Origin of the sequence: Rhodopseudomonas sp. WA056 (assembly GCF_010906995.1) — a bacterium.
Taxonomy (GTDB): Bacteria; Pseudomonadota; Alphaproteobacteria; order Rhizobiales; family Xanthobacteraceae; genus Rhodopseudomonas; species Rhodopseudomonas palustris_G.
The window spans coordinates 1-7,039 of the sequence record NZ_QPFS01000179.1; the positions used below are offsets into that span (position 1 = coordinate 1).

The following is a 7,039-nucleotide window of genomic DNA, read 5'->3' on the forward strand; positions in this document are numbered from 1 at the left end:
GGTTTCGAGCGCGCGTCGCGCCCGCATGCTCTCGTCCATGGCGGATTCGAACACGCGATAGCCGGCGTAGCGCTCCTGCTTGGCGCGGTGCAGCGCCAGATCGGCGTTCTTCGACACGGCGTCGACGTCGAGGTCGTCGTCGGTCAGCAGCGCGATGCCGACGAACGCGCTGACATTGATGAGCTGACCTTCGAGCAGATACGGCCGACCGAGCAGATCGACCAGGCGTTTGGCCAGCATCACCGCGGCTCCGGGCTGATCGCGCCCGGTCTGGATCACGCCGAATTCGTCGGCCTCGAGCCGGGCGAGCACGTCGCTCGGCGTCAGCGCCGAGCTGATGCGTTTGGCGACCAAGCAGAGCAGCGCATCACCGATGGTTCGCCCGAGCGTGTCGTTGATCGCCTTGAAGCGATCGAGATCGACCGTCAGCACCGCGGCATCGCGGCGGATATCGAGAGGCTGCGCCAGCAGATCGCCGAGACGTTCGCGGAACACCAGTCGGTTCGGGAGTTGGGTCAGACGATCGGTGCGCACAAGCTCGGCGCCGACGATACCCTGGCGCAGACGCTCGCTGATGTCGGCGGCGCTGATCAGCCAGCCGCCCGGAAATGCCGTGATGTCGATCCAGTAGATCCGTTCGTCCGGGAAAATGATCGGGCGCGACGCCTTGCCGCCCTCGCGGTTGGGATCGAAACCGAACCGCAACAGGAGCTGTTCGCGGGGAATCGCGCCGAACGCCAGGTCGAACATCGGATTGGTCAGCGCGATCTCACCGTCCGGCGAGATCAGCGCCAGCCCGATGTCGATCGCCATGAACGCCGACAGCGTCAACTGCGCGGTGCGCTGCGACGGATCGTGACCCACCGGCCCCCCCGGAGCGCTCCCGCTCACCTGTGGCTCCAGCAGATCGACCGTCCGAATGACTGAGACTACCCCCATAACCGTGAACAAGACGCCGGGAGTATTGCCAAATGCATAATTACCACCAGACCGCCGCAGCGACGGTAAATCGCTGGTTAGTTGAATGGCAGGCGTTTGAGACGAAAGTCGAACGTATTTCCACCAAGCACGGCGCCTGATGCGTATTCTGCTAAGGCCTTTCCGATCAGGACTTCCGCAAAGATGCGCGTCGCGTCTGACCCGCCGCGCCAATGCTGCTGCCCTGCATGCTGCGGGCCAGCGAAGCGTTTTAATCTCGCGTCTGATCCGCCGCTCAGGCGATTGCGAATCTGCTCTGGGAACGAACGCGGATGCTGGACGAGTTTCCTCCCGCCGGCCACGCCACCGCTCTGACGAGCTTACGAGCGCTATCTTTCACAGGGTGGATGAAGCCAAGGATGAAGTCGTCATCCTCAGCGTCAGACGCATAGCAGGACGCGATCCCACGCGCTCCGAATGAGAGCGCGTGCCGCAGGCCGGGACTTACTCCGCCGCCGGCACCATCTGGGCGGCGCCGGGCTTCGGCGTCGCCCCGTAACGCTGCTCGATGTAGTCGATCACCAGCGCCTTGAAGTCGGACGCGATGGTGTCGCCGCGCAGGGTGCGGAATTTCTGGCCGTCGACGAACACCGGGGCGGCCGGCGACTCGCCGGTGCCGGGCAGCGAGATACCGATATTGGCGTGCTTGCTTTCGCCCGGGCCGTTGACGATGCAGCCCATCACCGCGACGTTCAGGTTCTCGACACCCGGATAGCGGCTGCGCCACTCCGGCATCTCGTCGCGGATGAAGTCCTGGATCGAGCGCGCCAACTCCTGGAAGGTCGTGGAGGTGGTGCGACCGCAGCCGGGGCAGGCCGCGACCAGCGGCACGAAGGTGCGGAAGCCCATGGTCTGCAGCAGTTCCTGCGCGACCTGGACCTCACGGGTGCGATCACCGCCCGGCTCGGGGGTCAGCGAAATCCGGATGGTGTCGCCGATGCCCTGCTGCAGCAGGATGCCGAGCGCCGCGGACGACGCCACGATGCCCTTGCTGCCCATGCCGGCTTCGGTGAGGCCGAGATGGATCGCGTAGTCGGAGCGCGAGGCCAGATCCTGGTACACGGCGATCAGGTCCTGCACCGCCGAGACCTTGGCGGACAGGATCATCTTGTTCTTGGGCAAGCCGATCTCTTCGGCGCGCGCCGCCGACAGCAGTGCCGACTGCACCATCGCCTCTCGGGTGACGGCGCGGACGTCGCGCGGATTGGCCGACGCGGCGTTCTCGTCCATCAGCTTGGTCAGCAGCTCCTGGTCGAGCGAGCCCCAATTGGCGCCGATGCGGACCGCCTTGTTGTTCCGAATCGCGATCTCAACGATGTCGGCGAATTGCGTGTCACGCTTGTTCTTGAAGCCGACATTGCCCGGATTGATCCGGTACTTGTCGAGCGCCTCGGCGCAGGCCGGGTACTCGGCGAGCAGCTTGTGGCCGATGTAGTGGAAGTCGCCGATGATCGGCGTGGTCAGGCCGAGCTTGCGGATGCCGTCGCGGATGTGCGGGACGGCGGCGGCCGCCTCCTCGCGGTCGACGGTGATCCGGACCATCTCCGAACCGGCGCGGGCCAGCGCGGCGATCTGCTTGATGGTGCCCTCGACATCCGCGGTGTCGGTATTGGTCATCGACTGGACGACGATCGGGGCGCCACCGCCGACGGCCACGTCGCCGACCATGACCTGGGTGGTTTGGTGCCGCGGCGCGGGGCCTGCGACGTCGTCCTGCAGCGGATTTTCGAGCTTGTTCATGGCGGTCCGAATATCAGGTTTTTGTGACATTCAGCAATGGATCGTTGGGTGCAGGAACCGGAGCCGGCCGGTTGACGAGATAAAGGCCGGCGATCACCAGCACCGCCGCGGCGCCGAATGCCGGGGTCAGCGGGTCGTGCATGATCAGATAGCCGGCCGCCACCCCGAATAAAGGGGTAATGAACGTGAAAGCCGACAATTTGCTGGCCGAATAGGTCTTCACCAGACCAAACCACAGCAGGAACGTCAGGCCGACCACCCAGATGGTCTGATAGGCCATCAGCCCGAGCGACAACGGAGACGGCATTTTGGTGATGGTCTCGCCGGACAGGGCGGCCGCGGCGGCCAGGATCGGAACCGAAACCGCCACCTGATAGGCCAACCCCTTCTCGGCCGGGGCACGCTGCAGCCGGGTCGACTTGACGATCAGGGTGGTGGCGGCCCACAGCGCTCCCCCGCCGACCAGCATCAGATCGCCGACCAGGACGCTGGTGTCGACATCGGCCTGGGGCACCCCGATCGCCAGCGCCACCCCGGCGAAACTCAGCCCCAGCCCGGCCCATTGCAGCCTGCGCAGCCGCTCACCGAGCAACCGGTACGAGCCGAGCGCGACAAAGAATGGCGCGGTGTACAGGAACACAACCGCCCGGGACGCAGTGGTTAGGGTGAGGCCGCGATAGATCAGCACGAATTCGAGCCCGAACAGCACACCGGCCGACAGCCCGGCCCATAGCGTGCCGTCGCGCTGGAACAGCTTGACCCGGCGTGATCTGGCGATGATCAGGATGACGATCAGCGCGCCGGCCGAGCGGATCGCCGCCTGCAGGAACGGCGGGATGTCCGGCAGCACCAGCTTCACCGCGATCTGGTTGAAGCCCCACGACAGACAGCACAGCAGCATCAGCGCGATCGCGCCGGCGCTCAGCGGACGCCCCATGGTGCCGCTCACCGCGGCCGTCGCGACGACTGATTCGGCGGGTTGGAACTGCCCGGCGCACGCGGGCGGAACGGCAGACTCGACATTGATGCCTCCGGCTTTTCGCCGTGTTGTGGCGGGCGCTGGCGCGCCTCGCTCCTCCCATCCTTCAAGGCGTAAACCGCGTCAGGCGGGTTGGCAATGCCCGCACACGCCGGTGATCTCGACCACCGACATCTTCGGCGTGAAGCCGGTTTGACGCGCCGCCTCGTTGAGGATTTCCGTCACTTCCGACGCCGACACTTCCCCGACCGATCCGCAGCACTCGCAGATCAGGAACGCCACCGTTGCGGTGTCGCTGTGGTCGTGGCCGCAGGCGAGGAATGCGTTACGGCTCTCGATCCGGTGCACCAACCCGTTCTGCATCAGGAAATCCAGAGCCCGATACACCGTGATCGGTGCCGGCCGCGGCATCACCCGGGCCAGCTCCTCGATCACCTCATAGGCGCCGAGCGGCCGGTGGCTGGACAGCAACGCCTGCAGCACATTGCGCCGGATCGGAGTCAGATTCTGCGAACGGCCGGCGCAGACCCGCTCGGCATGCGCAATTCCTTCGGCAGTGCAGCGGTCGTGGTCGTGACCCGGCGCAGGGAATGTCGGCTTCAGTGCGGTCATCCGGTCAATCGTCACCTGTGAGGAGCAGACCCTATGAGGCCGGCCTGCTTGTGCGAACCGCCACTCTACTACGCCGGGTCGGTCAAGTCTTGCGGGCGGCTTTGGATTTGCGAGGCATGCGCATTTTGGATCGGTCGCATGCAGTTCCCGTAGCTTGCATAATAATAAGCTAGCTTATCTTATCCTCTGCTTAGGAGACGCCCATGACCTCCGGTCAGCCGGACCAGGACTTCATCTTCGTGTTCGCCGAGGTGCAGCGGCTGATCCGAGCTTATGCCGATCGGCAGGCGGCGCGGCACGGCATCACCCGCGCCCAATGGGCCGTGCTCGCCAAGGTGGAGCGCGCCGAAGGGCTGAAGCAATCCGAACTCGCCGAGATGATGGAGCTACAGCCGATCACCCTGACCCGGCTCATCGACAAGCTGTGCGACCGCGGCTGGCTCGAACGCCGCAACGACGACACCGATCGCCGCTGCAAGCGCCTTCATTTGCGCGAAGCGGCGCGGCCGCTGCTCGCCGAACTCGCCGGCCTGCGCGCTGAGCTCACCGCCACCGCGCTCGCCGGGCTCGCTCCGGACGACGCGCAGCGCCTGGTGGGGCAGATGCAGACCATCAAGGAAAATCTGCGCGGCGCCATCCAGCACAATTGCCACCGCGAACAATAACAAACGGGAGGAACGCTATGGCTGAACCGGCCCTGAAATTCCCAACCGAACAGAAGGATGCATCGCCCGGTCCGGCCCTCGCTGCCGCTGGCGGACCGCGCGGCCTCGGAGCGAGACTGCGCCGTTATCGCCGGCCGCTGCTGCTGGTCGTGCTGCCGCTGGTGGCGCTGATCGGCGGCATCACGTTCTATCTGGAGGGCGGCCGCTACGTTACCACCGACGACGCCTATGTGGGCGCCCAGAAGGTGCTGATCACACCGGACGTCGCCGGCAAGATCATCGAGGTGACGGTGAAGGAAGGCCAGCATGTCGAGCCCGGCGACGAGCTGTTCCAGATCGATCCGGTGCCGTTCCGTCTCATGGTGGCCCAGGCCCAGGCCAAGCTCGCCGACGCCAAGACCAGCCACGCCAATCTGGTGGCCAACGTCAAGCTGTACGGCCAGACCGTCGAGCTGGTGAACGCCGGTATCGCGCTGAAGCAGCGCGACGTCGAACGCAAGACCTCGCTGGTGCAGAGCCGCGCCGGCTCACAGCTCGACCTCGACAACTCCACCGCCGCGCTGGTGACGGCGCAGGCGCAGTTGCAACTCGTCAAACAGCAACAGTCCACCGCGCTCAATCAACTGCTCGGCGATCCCGAACTGCCGCTGGAGAAGTTTCCCGCCTACGCCCAGGCCAAGGCGGCGCTCGAAGACGCTGAACGCAACCTGCGACTGGCCACGGTGCGGGCGCCGATGCGCGGCACCGCCGCCCAGGTCGACAACATTCAGCTCGGCCGCTTCGTCGCCGCCGGCACGCCGGTATTCAGCGTCATCGACACCTCGCAGCCCTGGGTCGACGCCAATCCGAAGGAAAGCGATTTCACCTATGTGGCAGTGGGGCAGACCGTGACGCTGGACGTCGATGCCTTCCCGGATCATGCCTTCAAGGGCCGGGTGACGTCGTTGTCGCCGGGCACCGGCGCGCAATTCGCGGTGCTGCCGCCGCAGAACGCCACCGGCAATTTCGTCAAGGTGGTGCAGCGCGTGCCGCTGCGGATCGCGTTCGACGAAACCGACGCGATGGTGCGCCGGTTGAAGGCGGGCATGAGCGTGAACGTGTCGATCGACACCAATCACCGGCGTTCGCTGGCAGGCCTGCTCGGCTTCGGCCCAGCCAAGGCCGCGCAGGCCGACAACGACGCGCACGAGGCCAAGTAAGCGATGTCGAGCGCCCCCCGTTCGTCCGCGGTCCCCGGCTTTCGCCGGAACATGGTGACGATCTGCGCCATGACCGCGACGATCATGCAGGCGCTCGACACCACGATCGCCAACGTCGCGCTGCCCTATATGCAGGGCTCGCTGTCGGCGTCGCAGGACCAGATCAACTGGGTGCTGACGTCCTATATCGTGGCCGCCGCGATCATGACGGCACCGGTCGGCTGGATCGCCAACCGGTTCGGGCGCAAGCGCATCTTCATCATCTGCGCGGCCGGCTTCACCGTCGCATCGGTGATGTGCGGCCTTGCCCAGGACATCACCCAAATGGTGGCGTTCCGACTGCTGCAGGGCGTGTTCGGCGCCGCGCTGGTGCCGCTGTCGCAGGCGGTGATGCTCGACAGCTACGCGCTGCACGAGCGCGCCAAGGCGATGTCGATCTGGGGCATGGGCGTGATGATGGGACCGATCATGGGCCCGTCGCTCGGCGCCTGGCTGACCGAAACCTACTCCTGGCACTGGGTGTTCTTCGTCAATTTGCCGTTCGGCGCCATCACGGTGCTTGGCCTGGCGATGTTCATGGAAGAGACCGACAAGGACCAGAAACTCAAATTCGACTGGTTCGGCTTCGCAGCGCTCGCGGTCGGTATCGGCGCGATGCAGCTCGCGCTCGACCGCGGCGAACAGCTCGACTGGTTCAATTCGCCGGAGATCGTCATCGAGTCGATCGTCTCGGTGGTCGGGTTCTACTACTTCTTCGCGCACTCTTTCACCACCGAACGTCCGTTCATCCAGTTCGCGATCTTCAAGGACCGCAACTTCATCGGCGGCGTGATCTTCATGACGGTGATGGGGCTGGTGCTGTTCTC

The 7,039-nt window shown here is 65.4% G+C and carries 7 protein-coding genes; 3 read left to right on the forward strand and 4 right to left on the reverse strand.

Going from position 1 to position 7,039, the window contains the following annotated elements:
• From DU475_RS22465 to DU475_RS22480, 4 genes are all read right to left on the reverse strand, one after another.
• Nucleotides 1–891: diguanylate cyclase domain-containing protein (locus DU475_RS22465; protein ID WP_349644219.1), on the reverse strand; the 891-nt coding region annotated here is incomplete at its 3' end.
• Between the two features lie 531 nt (nucleotides 892–1,422).
• The gene (gene ispG / locus DU475_RS22470; protein ID WP_164633375.1) at nucleotides 1,423–2,718 is read right to left on the reverse strand and encodes a flavodoxin-dependent (E)-4-hydroxy-3-methylbut-2-enyl-diphosphate synthase; all 1,296 of its coding nucleotides are present in this window, start codon (nucleotides 2,716–2,718) and stop codon (nucleotides 1,423–1,425) included.
• A gap of 13 nt (nucleotides 2,719–2,731) precedes the next feature.
• Nucleotides 2,732–3,655 (reverse strand): DMT family transporter, encoded by a 924-nt coding sequence (locus DU475_RS22475; RefSeq protein ID WP_013500386.1) that lies wholly within the window; start codon nucleotides 3,653–3,655, stop codon nucleotides 2,732–2,734.
• Nucleotides 3,656–3,820: 165 nt separating this feature from the next.
• Nucleotides 3,821–4,309: a Fur family transcriptional regulator gene (locus tag DU475_RS22480; RefSeq protein ID WP_013500385.1), complete on the reverse strand. Its 489-nt coding sequence runs from the start codon at nucleotides 4,307–4,309 to the stop codon at nucleotides 3,821–3,823.
• 203 nt (nucleotides 4,310–4,512) lie between these two features.
• Between DU475_RS22480 and DU475_RS22485 the strand changes: the two genes are divergently transcribed.
• The 3 genes from DU475_RS22485 to DU475_RS22495 all read left to right on the forward strand — a co-directional run.
• On the forward strand, nucleotides 4,513–4,974 hold the full coding sequence (locus DU475_RS22485) for a MarR family transcriptional regulator (protein WP_164633376.1): 462 nt from the start codon (nucleotides 4,513–4,515) through the stop codon (nucleotides 4,972–4,974).
• A gap of 17 nt (nucleotides 4,975–4,991) precedes the next feature.
• Entirely contained in the window at nucleotides 4,992–6,173 is a 1,182-nt protein-coding gene (locus DU475_RS22490; RefSeq protein ID WP_164633377.1) for an HlyD family secretion protein, read from the forward strand.
• Nucleotides 6,174–6,176: 3 nt separating this feature from the next.
• The coding region (locus DU475_RS22495) for a DHA2 family efflux MFS transporter permease subunit (RefSeq protein ID WP_164633378.1) at nucleotides 6,177–7,039 on the forward strand (863 nt) is incomplete at its 3' end.

What these genes read in the sequence shown, in the direction of transcription:
- DU475_RS22480 (WP_013500385.1), bottom strand. Translation starts at nt 4,309, where the DNA reads ATGACCGCACTGAAGCCGACATTCCCTGCGCCGGGTCACGACCACGAC.
- DU475_RS22490 (WP_164633377.1), top strand. Translation starts at nt 4,992, where the DNA reads ATGGCTGAACCGGCCCTGAAATTCCCAACCGAACAGAAGGATGCATCG.
- DU475_RS22485 (WP_164633376.1), top strand. Translation starts at nt 4,513, where the DNA reads ATGACCTCCGGTCAGCCGGACCAGGACTTCATCTTCGTGTTCGCCGAG.
- ispG (WP_164633375.1), bottom strand. Translation starts at nt 2,718, where the DNA reads ATGAACAAGCTCGAAAATCCGCTGCAGGACGACGTCGCAGGCCCCGCG.
- DU475_RS22475 (WP_013500386.1), bottom strand. Translation starts at nt 3,655, where the DNA reads ATGGGGCGTCCGCTGAGCGCCGGCGCGATCGCGCTGATGCTGCTGTGC.